Raw genomic sequence first — 14,325 nt, 5'->3', positions numbered from 1 at the left:
GAGGGGTTCAAGCGTTTGGCGAAATAGCGGTCACGGACTGACGCGACAGGCGTTCGACCACCATCGATTCCTCTTCCCCGTCTTGCGGCGCGCCCCAGAATTCGGCGAGCGTCGGGCCATTTTTCAGGCGGCGGTCGCGGACCAGAAAGCCCCAGACTTCGCGGAACCAGACGCGGCGGCCCATTTTGGTGTACCAGCGCATCGAATGCCGTTGCTCCGGATCCTTGTGGAACAGGATACGCGCCAGCGCCTTGGGCCGCGATTGCACGGCCAGTTCGATCAGCTTGACGGCGAAGAACAGCATCCACGGCTTGAGGCGGGTCATCTGCAGCACCTGGTGCTTGTAGTCCCACAGGCGTGGGTCCAGCTGGATCACCTTGCGGTTCCTGGCAATCCTGAAGAACGGCGTCCAGCGATGCGGCGTCACATAGAGCGCCTGGATCTGGTCGGGATCATAAGCGATCAGCTGGCGGAAGCCGCGCCAGAGGTCGCGAAAGCTTTCGTCCTCGAAACCGGCCACCCAGGTCGCCATCGACAGGATGCCGTTGCGGCGCAACAGCCGGATCGCCTCGCGGTCGGATGAGGTGCTGCCGCCCTTGCGGATCAACTGGAGCGTCTGTTCGTCGGTGTTTTCCATGCCCAGCAGCCAGCGAATGACGCCGGCCTTGCGATAGAGATGCAGGCTGCCGGCGTCGCGGACGATGTCGTCGGCGCGGGTGGAGCCGACGATCAGCACCGGCACGTTCTCGGCGATCATCGCATCGAGAAAGGAGCGCCAGGCTTTTTTGGACGAGGTCGGGTTCTCGTCGGCAAGGTTGATCAGCTCGACGCCGTGCTCGCGGTGCAGCCAGGCAATCTCCCGCGCGAACTTCACGGGGTCGCGGTGACGCCAGCGCGTCCAGAAGCCGCGCTGGCCGCAATAGTTGCACAGATGCGGACAGCCTCGCGAGAACTGCATGACCACTGCGCGCTTGCCGCCCCAATAGCTGTAGCGATTGAAGTCGATCAGTTCCCAGCCGATGCGGTAGTCGTCGAGGTTGGCGATCGTCAGTGCCGGGCAGGTGGCAAAGGGCCGGCGCAAATCGTCAGGAAAGGCGATGCCCGCCACGTCCGACAGCCGCTTGCGTTTCTCCAGGGTTTCGATCAGCGCAACGATAGTCGCCTCGCCCTCGCCGCGCACGATGAAGTCGAAGACATCCGTTTCGGCCAGTATGTCGCGCCAGTGATAGGTCGGAAACACGCCGCCGTAGATCAGGATTGTCGCTGGATCGATGTCCTTGACCATGCCGGCGATCAGCAGGGCTGTCGGATGTGCAGAGGTCGAGCCGGAATGGCCGATCAGAATGCAGTCGGGATGGTCGCTCAAGGCGTCCCGGACCAGCGTGGCAAGCGGCATCGGCCCGAATTCGGCGTCCACAAGCCGCACTTGATGTCCCGCGTCGATCAGCGGGCCGCCCAGTGCCAGCAAACCGAGCGGCGGCAGATGGTCGTCCGGCACACGGCTGCCAATAGCGGTATGCGGCGGGTTGATCAGGACGATTTTCATGGCGGGCCTTATGCTATGGCGGTCCGCATGTCGTAGTCGGCAATCTAGCTCTGGAGATTGGCCAGCTTCAGCAGTTTTTGTGCAGCTTTCCCGCAGAACTACCTATCGTCTGAGATGTGCAAGCGGGACATGGCCGGGCCCCTTGATGTTCTGCAGCACAAGCTGGGTGTGGACGTCGCGCACGCCTTCGAGCCGCATCAGCCGGTGCATGACGAAGGCATTGAGCTCGTCGACCGACGGCACCATGACATGCAGCAGGAAATCATGGTCGCCGGTCATGGTCCAGCATGAGGACACCTCGTCCATGCGCTGGACGGCGGCGATGAAGCTCTCGGGCGAGCCGTCGCTGTGGCTGGTCAGGCGCACCTGGATGAACACCTCGACCATCAGCCCGACGGCGCGACGGCTGAGCACCGCGGCGAAGCGCTTGATGATGCCCGCCTGCTGAAGAGCTTCGAAGCGCCGCGCGCAAGGTGTCGTCGACAGGCCGATCTGCTGCGCCAGTTCGGATACCGGCTTGCGCCCGTCGCGCTGCAGGATGTCGAGCATCTTGATCTCGAATTCGTCAAACTGAGGCATTTTCACTCTCCCAAAGCTTGATCGTGGAGTCTTTTACCTCCAACCCCGCATTTGAGCCACCATCAAAGCTGATTTGCCTCGCGCGATCCGGCTAAAATTGCCGACAATTCGCTGATCATGATTTCCAGGGAGAGCAGCCATGACCATGAACGTTGCCGATTATGCCCGCGAATGCGCGGCGCGAGGCCTCCGCGGCGATTATTCGGTCTGCCGTGGCGATTTCACCGTGGCGCAGGGCTACAATTATAGCGACGAAGAACAGGCGGTGTGGCGCACGCTGTGCGACCGCCAGACGAAGCTGACCAGGAAGCTCGCCCATCACTCCTATCTCGATGGCGTTGCGGCGCTCGGCCTTCTCGACAAGATCCCGGATTTCGGTGAAGTCAGCGAGAAGCTGCGCAAGCTCACCGGCTGGGCGATCGTCGCCGTGCCGGGGCTCATCCCCGCCCAGCCGTTCTTCGACCACCTCGCCAACCGCCGGTTCCCGGTCACCAACTGGCTGCGAACCCAAAAGGAGCTCGACTACATCGTCGAGCCCGACATGTTCCACGATTTCTTCGGTCACGTGCCGATCCTGACGCAGCCGGTCTTTGCCGACTTCATGCAGATGTATGGCAAGAAGGCCGATGGCGTGATTGCGCTCGGCGGCGACGAGATGATCACCAGGCTTTACTGGTACACCGTCGAATACGGGCTGATACGCGAGCCGGGCCAGCCGCTGAAGGCTTTCGGCGCCGGGCTAATGTCATCCTTCACCGAGCTTCAGTTCGCGGTCGAAGGCGGCGAGGCGCACCATGTCCCCTTCGACCTGGAAACCGTAATGCGCACCGGCTACGAGATCGACAAGTTCCAGCGTGCCTATTTCGTGCTGCCGTCGTTCGACGCGCTGCGTGATGCTTTCGAGACCGCCGATCTTGCGGCGATCGTGGCGCGCCGCAAAGGCGAGCCAGCGCTCGACCCAGCAAAGGTCTGAAGGGTTAGTTCTTGTTAGCGACCGCCAAGGCTCAGGCGGCTTCGGAAATATCGCGGTCGATGATCGACAGATTACGGCCGCGATGCTTGGCCTCGTAAAGCCGCTGGTCGGTGGCGCGCATCAGCTCCGGCACTGCGGCGTCCCTGCCGCAGGTGATGCCGCCAATACTGACTGTCAGCGGAACCGTTCGTTCGTCGACGGGCCGGAAACGGATACGCTCGACTTCACGCCGGATGCGCTCGGCGACGCGCCTGGCCTCGGGTTCGGTGGCGCCGATCAGAAGGGCGCAGAATTCCTCGCCGCCGATGCGCCCAAGCACGTCGCCGCTGCGCACGCCACGCTCTATCGCGTTTGCGATCAGGAGCAACGCATCGTCGCCGATCAGATGGCCGTAGCTGTCGTTGATGGTCTTGAAATGATCGGCATCGATGATCAGCAATGCCCCGCGATCGAATTTACGCCGGGAGCCGTCGAGCGCGGCAAAGAAGCTTTCGCGGTTGAGCATGCCGGTCATGTCGTCGCGGCTCGCCTTTTCCGCCAAGCGCCTGTGCGCGGCGGCTAGTTGGGCATGGGCGCGGGCGAGCTCGCGATGCGCGGTCTGCAACCTTTCGCCCTGCCAGAACGTATAGGCGCCGACGCCCCAGGCAAGGGCCAGCGGGCAGACGGTGGATGTCAGCCAGATGGTGCGATTGATCGGAAAACCCATTGCCGGCACGACGATCAGCGTCAGCAAAAGCGAGACCGCGACAGAGGCGAAAGCGATGGCGGCAGATTTTAGAAATATGCGATTCATCGCTTGCTCCCACTGGTCCGTCTTGGTCCCAGCAAGCGCTGAATGTCCCCTTTCGGTGATGCTTAAGATTTTAATTATGGCGCCATTTTCACCACCCAGGGCGCGCATAGGTTGTGGATAAACCTCCTGTTAGAAAGACCGTTTCGTGCCATAAGGACGGTATGACCACACTTCCCGACCCCGCCCGCTTTGCCCATGTCACCGACTGGGTGTTCGATCTCGACAACACGCTTTATCCGCATCATTCGAATCTGTTCTCGCAGATCGATGTGAAAATGACCGCCTATGTCGGAGAATTGCTGACGCTGCCGCGCGAGGAAGCACGCAAGCTGCAAAAGGAGCTCTACCGCGAATACGGCACGACACTGAACGGATTGATGATGCGCCACGGCATCGACCCCGATGATTTTCTCGAGAAGGTCCACGACATCGATTATTCCTGGCTGGTTCCAGATCCCGTCCTCGGCACCGCCATTCGCCAGCTTCCCGGCCGTAAATTCATCTTCACCAACGGGGATCGCCGGCATGCCGAACGCACCGCGCGGCAGTTGGGCTTTCTCGAGCATTTCGACGATATTTTCGATATCGTCGCAGCCGGACTGAATCCCAAGCCGGCGCGGCAATCCTATGAGAAATTTGCCGAACTCCACGCCGTTACCGGGCAAAATGCGGTGATGTTCGAAGATCTCGCCCGCAACCTGTCGGTACCGAAATCGCTGGGCATGACCACAGTGCTGGTGGTGCCGCGCAATTTCGAGCCAACCTTCTCGGAAATCTGGGAACGCGACCCGGCCAACGAGGACGATGTGGACTTCGTCACCGACGATCTCGCCGGCTTTCTCACGGCGATCGTCGTAGGGGAGTAGGGGAGTAGGGGAAATTGACCTGAAAAGCGGCGGCTGTAACCACCTATTCCCTATTCCCTACTCCCCTACTCCCCTAACTTGTAGAAACGGCTAACGATCCCCCAGGCCTCGTCGGCGGTGTCGACGAAATCGATGATATCCTGGTCGCCGGGCGTGATCGTGCCTTGCTCGGCGAGGAAATCAAGGTCGATCGCCTTTGCCCAGAAAGCCTTGCCGAACAGAATAACCGGCACGCGTTCCATGCGGCCGGTCTGGATCAGGGTCAGCGTCTCGAAGAACTCGTCCATCGTGCCGAAGCCGCCGGGAAATACCGCAACGGCCTTGGCACGCATGACGAAATGCATCTTGCGGACCGCGAAATAGTGGAAGTTGAAGCAGAGTTCCGGCGTCACGTAGGCGTTTGGCGCCTGCTCGTGCGGCAGCACGATGTTGAGACCGATCGACGGCGCGCCAACATCGTCGGCGCCGCGATTGCCAGCCTCCATGACGCCGGGCCCGCCGCCGGTCACCACGACGAATTCGCGATAGTACGAGGTGGCCGATTGCTGCGAGCAGAGACGGGCGAATTTGCGCGCCTCCTCATAGTATTTGCTGTTTTGCTCGAGGTTCTTCTTCTGCGTCTCGTTCTTGGCCGCCCAGGCTTCGCCGCCGGGCTCGGGGATGCGGGCGCCGCCGAACAGGATGACGGTCGATTGGATGCCGCGCTCGGCCAGGATCATCTCCGGTTTCAGCAGTTCGAGTTGCAGCCTGACAGCTCGCAACTCGCGCCGCGTCATGAAATCGGGGTCGTTCCAGGCCAGCCGATATGTCTCCGCCCGCGTTTGCGGCGTGTCCGGCACGCTTCTCGACCGCTCCAGATCCTCGTCCGAATGCGGCAGCGGTGTCCATCCCGCCTTTTCCATGGGAGTCATATTTGCTTTACCCGTCCAATCATTCACTTGCGCCGTCCCGTGACGCTGCCGCGATTGACCCTCCCCAAGCCTTCACATAGGGTCCGCGCGACTTTCAAACAGGTTAAGGCGCCGGCCCTTAACAGCTTGGTAATGGAGCGAATTCATGTCGAAGCCCGATCTCGCGAGCCTCGAGGAGATTATCGAGAACGCCTTCGAGGAACGCGACACGATTTCGACCGCAACCCGCGGCGAGACGCGCGAGGCCATCCAATCGGCGCTCGACCTGCTCGACCGGGGCGTCGCCCGCGTCGCCGAGCGGCAGGCCGACGGCAAATGGCACGTCAACCAGTGGCTGAAGAAAGCGGTGCTGCTGTCCTTCCGGCTCACCCCGATGGAGATCATCAAGGGCGGTCCCGGTCAGGCAGTATGGTGGGATAAGGTGCCCTCGAAATTCGACGGCTGGAGCGCCGTCGATTTCGAGAAGGCCGGCTTCCGCGCCGTGCCGTCGTCGATCGTGCGCCGCTCCGCCTATGTCGCGCCCGGCGCCGTGCTGATGCCGTCCTTCGTCAATGTCGGCGCTTATGTCGACAGCGGCACCATGGTCGACACCTGGGCTTCGGTCGGCTCCTGTGCCCAGATCGGCAAGAATGTGCATCTGTCGGGCGGCGTCGGCATCGGCGGCGTTCTGGAGCCGATGCAGGCCGGCCCAACCATCATCGAGGACAATTGCTTCATCGGCGCCCGTTCCGAAGTGGTCGAAGGCTGCATCGTTCGCGAAGGCTCGGTGCTCGGCATGGGCGTCTTCATCGGCCAGTCGACCAAGATCGTCGACCGCGCCACCGGCGAGATATTCTACGGCGAGGTGCCGCCTAATTCCGTCGTCGTCGCCGGCTCGCTGCCGGGCAAGCCTTTTCCAAACAACGAGCCCGGCCCCAGCCTCTACTGCGCCGTCATCGTCAAGCGGGTCGACGCCAGGACCCGTTCCAAGACCTCGATCAACGAATTGCTGCGCGATTGATCTTCCCAAGAAACGGATGCACCGGGTTGACTGACAAACCTCAATTCCTGTGGCTTTTCTTCAGCCTTTCCGGGCGAGTGAATCCGAGCGCTTACGTTTTGGCTGGCCTCTTGCCGGTCATCGTTCAACTCTTTCTGCTCTACCAATTCGCACGAACGCCGTTAGGCACTGCCGCGAGCCAGTACTGGGCGCTCGCCTTATGGATCGGTATGTTCGTCTCGACATGGTCGACCTTTGCGCTAACGGCGAAGCGGTTCCATGATTTCGGCAAGCCTACCTATTACGCATTGGTCTCTCTCATTATCGGCTTTGTCCTGCTTTTTATCCTGGCTTTTTTCAAAAGTGACGCCGGCCCCAACCGCTACGGCAAGCGCACCAACGCACCGGCCGAACCCTGAGCGCCGATCGCACATTTCGTCATGCGCTATCGCTCGCTTGATCCGAAACTGATCCTCGAAACCGCCGAACGGCTGGAGGGCCGCGTCGCCGAACGCTTTCCCGATGCAGGCTTGCGCGGCGTTGCCGCCGAGCTCGTGTCCCTGTCGCGCGATCTGGCAAAGGCGGCCAAGGCGCTGGAGGCGCCAATCTGGTGGCTGCGCGGCCTCATCATCGCCGCTTTCGTCGTCGGAGCGCTGATGTTCCTGTTCGTCGGCACAATCCTGCCGCTTGGCCGCATTTCTGGAAACCACGACGCCTTCCAATCCGTGCAAGGCATCGAAGCTTCACTCAACATGATCATCCTCGCCGTGCTGGGCTTCCTTGCCCTGATCCGCTCCGAGGAGCAGATCAAGCGCAAGCGGGTGTTCCGCCAGCTCCACGGGCTGCGGTCGCTGATCCACGTCATCGACATGCACCAGCTGACCAAGGATCCGGCAGCACTTTCAGCCAGTTTCAAGCCGACTGCGCATTCGCCAGCCCGCATCACCAACGCCGCCGACCTTGCCCGCTATCTCGACTATTGCTCCGAAATGCTGTCGATCACCGGCAAGATCGCCGCGCTGTTTGCGCAATCGGTCAATGACGCCGTGGTGATCGACGGCGTCAACGACATCGAGAACCTGGCTTCGAACCTGTCGCGAAAGATCTGGCAGAAGATCACGCTGATCGAAACCCCTCATGGGCAGCCGGCACGCGCGGCGAAGACCGATCCCGAGCCGGGTCCGCCGCGTCAGCCTGCGGTCCGCAAACAATCGGGGCCGGCAAGCTAAAACCCGCGAGCCGGCGGCAGATCCGCGAGAGCGGCAGAACGGGGAGTTCCGAAACCCCGGTTTTGCGCCGGATGCTCTAAGCGAATGTTAATCACCCTCGCCCAGCATGCCGGCGAAGACTGTGTCGACCGGCACGGAGCGCTCGACTGGCAAGCGACCTATCCCTGACCACCAAGGAGCTGCGCAAAACGCGGAGCGCCGCCGCTCGCCTGTTTGCCTGGTTCTCTTCGCCGATGAGATTGGAACCGGAAGCCGTCCGCGCCCGGCTTCTCGACACCACTTTCGATCGCAAATTCGCAGTCCTGTTCGGCACCATCAGCGTTCTGGTGGTTGCGGTCAGCGCCGCATTTGCCACCGGGAATTGGTGGCCCTACGCCTGGATCGCAGCCGACCTGATGCTTTTCACCGTCCGTGTTCTGCTGATGCGGGAATGCGAGCAGGCCCGCAGGCGCGGCTCGAAAGGGCCGCTGGCGGGCCTGATGGCAGCCAGCGGTATCTGGTCGGTTGTTTTCGGCCTCGGCTGCTATGGCTGTGTTGCCAGCGGGAATATGGCGCTTTCCGTACTGGCCGCCTTGAATGTCGCAGGTGTCGTTGGCGTGGTGTCGTCACGCAATGCGGCGACCCCGCGCTTCGCTATATTCGTCATGTTGGCCGTAAGTCTGCCTTACGTCGTCGGTGCATTGTTTTCTGCGGCGCCCGGAATGCCGATCGTCGGAATTCAGACGCCGTTCTATCTGGCCGGCGTCATCATCGTGCTTCTTCAGAACCACGCAATCAACGCGCGCATGATCCGCGCCGAACTGGACAATCGCGACCTGGCGATCAAGGACGCGCTGACCGGCCTGCCAAACCGGATCTTCCTGCAGGAGAAATTGCGCGACATGTGCCGCGACCTTGCGGCGCCGGCCGCCAATGGCGGCAAGCCGTTTGCAGTGCTCAGCATGGATCTCGACGGCTTCAAGCAGGTCAACGACCGTTTTGGCCACGCCGTCGGCGACGTGCTGCTGTGCAAGGTGGCCGAACGCTTGAAGCGCGGCTTCCGTCCGGGGGACGTGGTCTTCCGCATCGGCGGCGACGAATTTGTCATCGTTTTGCCCGCAACCTCGGAGATCGAGGCTACCTACCTGGCAAAGCGCGCCATCGAAAAGGTCTCGGTGCCCTTCGACCTCGGGGTCGGTTCCGCCATCCATGTCGGCTTGAGTGTCGGCAGCGCCTTCGCACCCGCCGACGGCGGCGATCCGGAAATCCTGCTCACCTGTTCCGACCATGCGCTCTACGAAGCCAAGCGCACCGGCAAGGGCCGTTACTGGGCGCCTGTGCGGGCTACGATCTGACGGTCGCGACGACGGCTTCCGGCGTCAGGCAGGGCGATCCGCTTCTCTCCTGCTCGGCCGCGCCAGCCCGGCCATGTCTTGCGTCGCGCCGCTCTTGACCGTTACCAGGATGACATCGGCACCGGGCAATGCTGCGGCCGGATCGGCCGTGACCGACAATGCCTCCGGCTTGACGGAACGGTCGCGGCCATCAGGGTCGGTGATGCGCAATCCACCTTTTTGCAGCGCCTGCTCGATGCGCGGTCGCGCCAGCAGAACCACCTTCCGCCCGGCAAGTATCAGGCAGCCGCCTGCGTAGCAGCCGATACTGCCGGCACCGGCGATTACAATCGTCTTGCCATGCCTGACCATGCGATGGCCCTGTCCTGGTCGAGAAGCCTTGCCGCAATTATACGACATGAAAACCATACTGTCGGCGGCATGGCTGGCCCTTATGTCTGGCCGTGACAGGCCTTGCGCTTTCGACTATCGCTTTTGCCCATGATGCTGCCTACCGATCCAGCCCGAAATCTGGCTGCTCTCATCCGCTGCGCTTCCGTGACGCCCGCCGAGGGCGGTGCGCTGAGCGAGCTGGAAGAAATGTTGAAGCCGCTCGGCTTTGCCGTCGAGCGCCCGGTGTTTTCCGAATCCGGCACACCTGACATAGAGAACCTTTACGCGCGGCGTTCCGGCAACGGCCCGCATCTGATGTTTGCCGGCCATACCGATGTGGTGCCGGCGGGCGATGAAACCGCCTGGACGCACCCGCCCTTTGCCGCCGAAACCGCCAATGGCGAGATGTTCGGCCGCGGCGCCGTCGACATGAAGGGCGGCATTGCTTGTTTCGTCGCGGCGGTAGCGCGACATATCGCGCAGAAGGGCGGCCCGAAGGGATCGGTCTCGCTGCTGATAACCGGCGATGAGGAAGGGCCGGCGATCAACGGCACGACGAAACTGCTCGAATGGGCGGCCGCCAAGGGTGAGAAATGGCATGCCGCGATCGTCGGCGAGCCGACCAATCCCGACGCGCTCGGCGATATGATCAAGATCGGCCGGCGCGGCTCGCTGTCGGGCACGGTCGTCGTCAACGGCCGCCAGGGCCACGCCGCATATCCGCAGCTAGCCGACAATCCCGTGCGCGGCCTGGTGACGCTGGTCGACGCCTTGCTGCACCCCGTCTTCGACAACGGAACAAGGGATTTCCAGCCGACTAATCTTGAGGTGACCTCCATCGATGTCGGCAATCCTGCCACCAACGTCATCCCAGCGAAGGCAGCAGCTACCTTCAATATCCGCTTCAACGACACATGGACCGCCGAGACGATCCAGGCCGAGATCCACAACCGCCTCGATCGGGCGGCGAAACGCAAGAAATACCGCGCCGGCAAGAAGACGCCGGTCGACTACGAGATCGTCTGGCGCGACGGGCCGAGCCATGTTTTCCTGACACGCGACGACAGGTTGATCGAAACGCTTGGCGGCTCGATCAAGGCGGTGACCGGCAGGAAGCCGGCGCTCTCCACCTCCGGCGGCACCTCCGATGCCCGCTTCATCAAGGATTATTGTCCGGTGGTCGAATTCGGCCTGGTCGGCAAGACCATGCACATGGTCGACGAACGCGTGGCGATTGCCGACCTTGAGACGCTGACGCAGATTTATCTGCGCTTCGTTGAAGACTGGTTTGCGCAGGACATATCCTAGTGATGCTTTCAGCGGATGAAACCTACGCTTCGCTTGCCGGTGCCTGGCGGCTGATGCTCGGCAAGGCCGACGGATTTCGCCTGCTCGACCTTTCGGCGGACGGTTTCTGGAACTCCTTTTTTGCCATCGTCGTCGCGGCGCCGGCACTGATCGTCGGCTGGGTCGGTATTGCCAACGAGATCGGCGATCCCAACGCATTCGTCGGCCGTTTCAGCATGTTGATCCGCCTGGCCACCGTCGATATCGGCGCCTGGGTGCTGCCGCTCATAGGCCTCGCCCTGGTGGCGCCGCGGGTCGGCGTCGGCGGCCGTTTCGTCCATTATGTCGTGGCCAGCAACTGGGCCTCGGCGATCATCGCCTGGATGATGCTGCCATCGGCGTTGATCCGGCTTTTCCTGACGTCGGCCAACGAAGTCTCCGGACTGGTGTCGCTGCTGTTGTTCGCGCTGTCGATGGTATTGACCTGGCGGATGACCAATGTTGCGATCGGCAGGGGTGCGGCCACCGGCAGCGCCGTTTTTGCCGGTATGTTCGTGGCGTCGCTGATCGTCCTGTTCGGCCTGCAGGCGCTGCTCGGGATCAGCGTTCCGGATCAGCCAGGCGTTGGATAATCGACGCCAACGAGAAACAGCCCGTCGGGCGGCGCCACCTGACCGCAGGCCGCACGGTCGCGCGCGTCGAGCGCCGCCTTGAGGTCGGCAATAGTCCAGCCGCCTTCGCCGACACGTTTGAGCGAGCCGACCATCGAGCGCACCTGGTTGTGCAGGAATGACCGCGCCGACGCGCGGACTTCAATGAAATCGCCCGCCCGGCTGACCTCCAGCCGGTCGAGCGTGCGGACCGGGCTGGTGGCCTGGCACTGGGTCGAGCGGAAGGTGGTGAAATCATGCCGGCCAAGCAGCACCTTTGCCGCTTCGTGCATGGCAGCCGCATCAAGTTGCTTCGGTACCCACCAGATCTTGCCCTTGTCGAGCGCCGCCGGCGCGCGGCGGTTGACGATGCGGTAGAGGTAGTGGCGGCCGATCGCCGAGAAACGCGCATCGAAGCCATCCGGCACGACGGCGGCCTTCAGGATGGCGATGCGCACCTTGGCCGCCTGCAGATGCGCGTTGACGGCGTCGCGCACCTTGTCGCCGGGCCATGCCTTGATCAGATCGACGTGCGCCACCTGAGCGGTCGCATGGACGCCGGCATCGGTGCGGCCGGCGGCGCGCAGCGAAACCTGCTCACCACAGAACTTCTCGATCGCCTGCTCGATCGCCTGCTGCACCGAAGGCTGGTTGGCCTGGCGCTGCCAGCCGGCGAAGAGACTGCCGTCATATTCGATGTCGAGGCGAAAACGCGGCATTCCCGGATCGAGGCGAAATCAGGCGGCGAGGGCTGAGCCGAAGGCCGAGGCGTAGACCAGCCTGCCGGTCTCCGGCGCCTCGCCCCAGGCAAGCGCCTGCAGAGCCTCGCTTTGGTAGTCGCTCTCGAATTTTGCTGCACGGGCGCGGCTGTAACCGAAACGGCCATAGTAAGCCGGATCGCCGAGCACCACGGCGAGCGTCTCGCCGGCAGCCTTCAGGCGGATATGCGCCTCGCGGACCAGCGCACCGCCGATGCCGGTGCCGTGGAACGACGGCTCGACCGCCAAAGGAGCCAAAGCCACCGCCGGGAAGCTCTTGCCGCCATTCTGCACGAAAAGCCGTGAAAATAGGATATGGCCAACCACTTGCCCGTCTTCGTCCGCCACCAGTTCGACGACGGCGTCACCGCCGGTGACCAGCGCGTCGACCAGTCCGGCCTCCGTCTGCTGGCCAAATGCGTGTTCTTCGACAAGGCGGATCGCCTCGCGGTCCCGCGGCGTCGCCGCGCGTATGGACATCATGCTCATGACAATTTCATTCCTTTTTCGAGCTTGGCCCCGCGCAGAAACTCCTGCGCGGCAATGGGCCTTCCGCCCGCACGTTGAACTTCGACCAGCCTGATCGCGCCTGACCCGCAGGCGACCGTCAGCCGGTCATCGAGAATTCCTCCCGGTTCGCCGGCGCCTTGCGAGAGCGTCGAGCGAAGCAGTTTCAGCCGTTCCACGCGGCCGCCGATTTCGGTCTCGCACCATGCACCGGGAAAGGGCGACAGGCCGCGAATCTGGTTGTGCACGTCGCCGGCAGGTCGCGGCCAGTCTATGCGAGTCTCCGATTTATCGATTTTCTTGGCGTAGGTCACCCCCACCTCCGCCTGAGTGGTAAATGTCAGCGTATTCCGCTCCAGCCGTTCGAGCGCCTGCACCATCAGAGCCGCACCCAACACCATCAGCCGGTCGTGCAGATCGCCGGCCGTCATGTCGGGTCCAATGGCGCATTTTTCAACCATTGCCACAGGGCCGGTGTCGAGGCCTTCCTCCATCCGCATCACCATCATGCCCGTTTCGGTATCGCCGGCCATGATGGCGCGCTGGATAGGGGCAGCGCCGCGCCAGCGCGGCAACAGCGACGCGTGACCGTTGAGGCAACCGAGCCGCGGCGCCTCGAGAATGGGTTTGGGCAGAAGCAGCCCGTAGGCGACGACCACGGCGACGTCGGCACCCAACGCGCGGAACGCCTCCTGCTCCGCCTCGCTCTTCAGCGACACCGGCGCGCGGACCTCGACACCCAGCCGCTCCGCCTCGCGCTGCACCGGCGACGGCGTCAGCTCGAGCCCGCGCCGGCCGCCGGCGCGCGGCGGCTGCGTGTAGACGGCTGCCAATTCATGCTCTGCCCCGGCAATCGCCCGCAAGGTCGGCACGGAGAATTCGGGCGTACCCATGAAGATGACACGCAGGGGCATTCGTCGACCCCTACCCCACCATCTTGCCCGGCGCCTTGTCCCTGGCGAGCTTTTTGAACTTCTTGACCACCATGTCGCGCTTCAGTTTTGAGATGTGGTCGATGAACAGCACGCCGTTGAGGTGGTCGATCTCGTGCTGCAGGCAGGTCGCCATCAGCCCTTCGGCCTCGATCTCCTGCAGCTTGCCGTCGCGATCGAGATACTTCACCCGCACCGCCGCCGGCCGCTCGACCTCGGCGTAGTAGTCCGGGATCGACAGGCAGCCTTCTTCATAGACCGAACGCTGGTCGGAGCTTTCGAGGACTTCGGGATTGATGAAGACGTGCGGTGCCGGCGTCTCGTCCTCTTTGGCGAGGTCGATGACCAGCATGCGCCAGGGTTCGCCGACCTGGATCGCAGCGAGGCCAATGCCGGGCGCGTCGTACATGGTGTCCAGCATGTCGCCGGCCAGTTTGCGCAAATTGCCGTCGACACGCTCGACCGGTTTTGACACCTGACGCAGGACGGGATCGGGAAGGATGATAAGCGGCTTGATCGACATGGCGTCTCACCTAAGACCTCGCAGGAAAAGCGTCAACCGGGACGCCTTCGGGTCGTTCACGTTTTGATCTGTGCCGGCAGACCGAA

At 62.8% G+C, this 14,325-nt stretch carries 17 protein-coding genes; 8 read left to right on the top strand and 9 right to left on the bottom strand.

The features are described from left to right. Positions 1 to 7 precede the first annotated feature (7 nt). Together bchE and NKH21_RS02870 are read right to left on the bottom strand one after the other, a co-directional pair. Complete coding sequence (bchE, locus tag NKH21_RS02875; RefSeq protein WP_352862975.1) at positions 8 to 1,546, bottom strand: magnesium-protoporphyrin IX monomethyl ester anaerobic oxidative cyclase; 1,539 nt, start codon at positions 1,544 to 1,546, stop codon at positions 8 to 10. 102 nt (positions 1,547 to 1,648) lie between these two features. Next, positions 1,649 to 2,125, bottom strand: coding sequence for an Lrp/AsnC family transcriptional regulator (locus tag NKH21_RS02870; protein WP_292655879.1), 477 nt, complete (start codon positions 2,123 to 2,125; stop codon positions 1,649 to 1,651). 139 nt (positions 2,126 to 2,264) lie between these two features. Here NKH21_RS02870 and phhA point away from each other — a divergent pair, with 139 nt between their 5' ends. Further along, positions 2,265 to 3,098: a phenylalanine 4-monooxygenase gene (gene phhA / locus NKH21_RS02865; RefSeq protein ID WP_352862974.1), complete on the top strand. Its 834-nt coding sequence runs from the start codon at positions 2,265 to 2,267 to the stop codon at positions 3,096 to 3,098. A 31-nt stretch (positions 3,099 to 3,129) separates the two neighbouring features. Here phhA and NKH21_RS02860 read toward each other — a convergent pair whose 3' ends face one another. After that, on the bottom strand, positions 3,130 to 3,891 hold the full coding sequence (locus NKH21_RS02860) for a GGDEF domain-containing protein (protein WP_352862973.1): 762 nt from the start codon (positions 3,889 to 3,891) through the stop codon (positions 3,130 to 3,132). Between the two features lie 161 nt (positions 3,892 to 4,052). Between NKH21_RS02860 and NKH21_RS02855 the strand changes: the two genes are divergently transcribed. Continuing rightward, positions 4,053 to 4,757 (top strand): pyrimidine 5'-nucleotidase, encoded by a 705-nt coding sequence (locus NKH21_RS02855; RefSeq protein ID WP_352862972.1) that lies wholly within the window; start codon positions 4,053 to 4,055, stop codon positions 4,755 to 4,757. A 65-nt stretch (positions 4,758 to 4,822) separates the two neighbouring features. On the opposite strand, the gene NKH21_RS02850 is transcribed toward NKH21_RS02855, so the two are convergent. Further along, entirely contained in the window at positions 4,823 to 5,668 is an 846-nt protein-coding gene (locus tag NKH21_RS02850) for an LOG family protein (protein WP_352663591.1), read from the bottom strand. Positions 5,669 to 5,813: 145 nt separating this feature from the next. Between NKH21_RS02850 and dapD the strand changes: the two genes are divergently transcribed. From dapD to NKH21_RS02830, 4 genes are all read left to right on the top strand, one after another. After that, the gene (gene dapD / locus NKH21_RS02845) at positions 5,814 to 6,668 is read left to right on the top strand and encodes a 2,3,4,5-tetrahydropyridine-2,6-dicarboxylate N-succinyltransferase (protein ID WP_023677474.1); all 855 of its coding nucleotides are present in this window, start codon (positions 5,814 to 5,816) and stop codon (positions 6,666 to 6,668) included. Between the two features lie 26 nt (positions 6,669 to 6,694). Continuing rightward, positions 6,695 to 7,066, top strand: a complete 372-nt coding sequence (locus tag NKH21_RS02840) for a DUF805 domain-containing protein (protein WP_352862971.1) — start codon at positions 6,695 to 6,697, stop codon at positions 7,064 to 7,066. A gap of 21 nt (positions 7,067 to 7,087) precedes the next feature. Continuing rightward, the gene (locus tag NKH21_RS02835; RefSeq protein WP_352862970.1) at positions 7,088 to 7,876 is read left to right on the top strand and encodes a hypothetical protein; all 789 of its coding nucleotides are present in this window, start codon (positions 7,088 to 7,090) and stop codon (positions 7,874 to 7,876) included. A gap of 233 nt (positions 7,877 to 8,109) precedes the next feature. After that, on the top strand, positions 8,110 to 9,210 hold the full coding sequence (locus NKH21_RS02830; protein WP_352862969.1) for a GGDEF domain-containing protein: 1,101 nt from the start codon (positions 8,110 to 8,112) through the stop codon (positions 9,208 to 9,210). A gap of 24 nt (positions 9,211 to 9,234) precedes the next feature. On the opposite strand, the gene NKH21_RS02825 is transcribed toward NKH21_RS02830, so the two are convergent. After that, entirely contained in the window at positions 9,235 to 9,561 is a 327-nt protein-coding gene (locus NKH21_RS02825) for a 2-dehydropantoate 2-reductase N-terminal domain-containing protein (protein ID WP_352862968.1), read from the bottom strand. Between the two features lie 129 nt (positions 9,562 to 9,690). Here NKH21_RS02825 and dapE point away from each other — a divergent pair, with 129 nt between their 5' ends. Together dapE and NKH21_RS02815 are read left to right on the top strand one after the other, a co-directional pair. Beyond that, on the top strand, positions 9,691 to 10,890 hold the full coding sequence (gene dapE / locus NKH21_RS02820) for a succinyl-diaminopimelate desuccinylase (protein ID WP_352663603.1): 1,200 nt from the start codon (positions 9,691 to 9,693) through the stop codon (positions 10,888 to 10,890). Positions 10,891 to 10,892: 2 nt separating this feature from the next. After that, the gene (locus NKH21_RS02815) at positions 10,893 to 11,501 is read left to right on the top strand and encodes a transporter (protein ID WP_352455970.1); all 609 of its coding nucleotides are present in this window, start codon (positions 10,893 to 10,895) and stop codon (positions 11,499 to 11,501) included. Here the strand turns inward: NKH21_RS02815 and truA are convergent. The 4 genes from truA to def are packed head-to-tail and all read right to left on the bottom strand — an operon-like array spanning position 11,483 to position 14,239. After that, positions 11,483 to 12,238, bottom strand: a complete 756-nt coding sequence (gene truA, locus NKH21_RS02810) for a tRNA pseudouridine(38-40) synthase TruA (protein WP_352663605.1) — start codon at positions 12,236 to 12,238, stop codon at positions 11,483 to 11,485. The genes NKH21_RS02815 and truA overlap by 19 nt on opposite strands. 18 nt (positions 12,239 to 12,256) lie before the next feature. After that, positions 12,257 to 12,766 (bottom strand): GNAT family N-acetyltransferase, encoded by a 510-nt coding sequence (locus tag NKH21_RS02805; RefSeq protein ID WP_352455966.1) that lies wholly within the window; start codon positions 12,764 to 12,766, stop codon positions 12,257 to 12,259. Next, positions 12,763 to 13,692, bottom strand: a complete 930-nt coding sequence (gene fmt, locus NKH21_RS02800) for a methionyl-tRNA formyltransferase (RefSeq protein ID WP_352863094.1) — start codon at positions 13,690 to 13,692, stop codon at positions 12,763 to 12,765. Before fmt ends, NKH21_RS02805 begins: the two co-directional genes overlap by 4 nt. A gap of 16 nt (positions 13,693 to 13,708) precedes the next feature. Further along, entirely contained in the window at positions 13,709 to 14,239 is a 531-nt protein-coding gene (def, locus tag NKH21_RS02795; protein WP_352862967.1) for a peptide deformylase, read from the bottom strand. Positions 14,240 to 14,325: the final 86 nt, after the last annotated feature.

Source organism: Mesorhizobium sp. M1329 (assembly GCF_040318035.1).
GTDB lineage: Bacteria > Pseudomonadota > Alphaproteobacteria > Rhizobiales > Rhizobiaceae > Mesorhizobium.
This window is presented reverse-complemented; position numbering and strand designations above follow the sequence as displayed.

Coding starts and splice junctions, on each gene's coding strand:
- dapD (WP_023677474.1), top strand. CDS start 5,814: ATGTCGAAGCCCGATCTCGCGAGCCTCGAGGAGATTATCGAGAACGCC.
- NKH21_RS02815 (WP_352455970.1), top strand. CDS start 10,893: ATGCTTTCAGCGGATGAAACCTACGCTTCGCTTGCCGGTGCCTGGCGG.
- NKH21_RS02850 (WP_352663591.1), bottom strand. CDS start 5,668: ATGACTCCCATGGAAAAGGCGGGATGGACACCGCTGCCGCATTCGGAC.
- NKH21_RS02835 (WP_352862970.1), top strand. CDS start 7,088: ATGCGCTATCGCTCGCTTGATCCGAAACTGATCCTCGAAACCGCCGAA.
- NKH21_RS02860 (WP_352862973.1), bottom strand. CDS start 3,891: ATGAATCGCATATTTCTAAAATCTGCCGCCATCGCTTTCGCCTCTGTC.
- NKH21_RS02830 (WP_352862969.1), top strand. CDS start 8,110: ATGAGATTGGAACCGGAAGCCGTCCGCGCCCGGCTTCTCGACACCACT.
- dapE (WP_352663603.1), top strand. CDS start 9,691: ATGATGCTGCCTACCGATCCAGCCCGAAATCTGGCTGCTCTCATCCGC.
- NKH21_RS02855 (WP_352862972.1), top strand. CDS start 4,053: ATGACCACACTTCCCGACCCCGCCCGCTTTGCCCATGTCACCGACTGG.
- bchE (WP_352862975.1), bottom strand. CDS start 1,546: ATGAAAATCGTCCTGATCAACCCGCCGCATACCGCTATTGGCAGCCGT.
- NKH21_RS02805 (WP_352455966.1), bottom strand. CDS start 12,766: ATGAGCATGATGTCCATACGCGCGGCGACGCCGCGGGACCGCGAGGCG.
- NKH21_RS02870 (WP_292655879.1), bottom strand. CDS start 2,125: ATGCCTCAGTTTGACGAATTCGAGATCAAGATGCTCGACATCCTGCAG.
- phhA (WP_352862974.1), top strand. CDS start 2,265: ATGACCATGAACGTTGCCGATTATGCCCGCGAATGCGCGGCGCGAGGC.
- truA (WP_352663605.1), bottom strand. CDS start 12,238: ATGCCGCGTTTTCGCCTCGACATCGAATATGACGGCAGTCTCTTCGCC.
- NKH21_RS02825 (WP_352862968.1), bottom strand. CDS start 9,561: ATGGTCAGGCATGGCAAGACGATTGTAATCGCCGGTGCCGGCAGTATC.
- def (WP_352862967.1), bottom strand. CDS start 14,239: ATGTCGATCAAGCCGCTTATCATCCTTCCCGATCCCGTCCTGCGTCAG.